The organism is Paraburkholderia xenovorans (genome assembly GCF_046030735.1).
GTDB classification, from domain to species: domain Bacteria; phylum Pseudomonadota; class Gammaproteobacteria; order Burkholderiales; family Burkholderiaceae; genus Paraburkholderia; species Paraburkholderia xenovorans_A.
This window is the reverse complement of sequence record NZ_JAQQBV010000115.1, coordinates 1-596: the sequence shown is the minus strand read 5'-3', so window position 1 is coordinate 596 and position 596 is coordinate 1. Positions and strand designations below refer to the sequence as shown.

The 596-nt window shown below is 61.7% G+C and carries 1 protein-coding gene; it reads left to right on the top strand.

Annotated elements, in window-relative coordinates:
* Nucleotides 1-596 (top strand): glutamine synthetase family protein (locus PQQ51_RS34365; protein WP_459252359.1); only part of this gene is annotated, 596 nt, incomplete at both ends.

The following is a 596-nucleotide window of genomic DNA, read 5'->3' as shown; positions in this document are numbered from 1 at the left end:
ACGGATCAGTCGGGCACGTTCGTGAAGATCGGTTCGGAAGAAGCACCGTGGTCGTCGTCGAAGGAATTCGAAGGCGGCAACACCGGCCACCGTCCGGGCACCAAGGGCGGCTACTTCCCGGTCGCGCCGGTCGACACGTTCCAGGACATCCGTTCGGAAATGTGCCTGCTGCTCGAACAGATCGGCATTCCGGTCGAAGTGCACCACCACGAAGTCGCGGGCCAGGGCCAGAACGAAATCGGCACGAAGTTCTCGACGCTGGTGCAACGCGCCGACTGGCTGCAGCAGATGAAGTACATCATCCACAACGTCGCGCACACGTACGGCAAGACGGCAACGTTCATGCCGAAGCCGATCGTCGGCGATAACGGTTCGGGCATGCACGTTCACCAGTCGATCTGGAAAGACGGCACCAACCTGTTCGCGGGCAACGGCTACGCAGGCCTGTCGGAATTCGCGCTGTTCTACATCGGCGGCATCATCAAGCATGCGCGCGCGCTGAACGCGATCACGAACCCGTCGACGAACTCGTACAAGCGCCTCGTGCCGCACTTCGAAGCACCGGTGAAGCTCGCTTACTCGGCGCGCAACCGTTC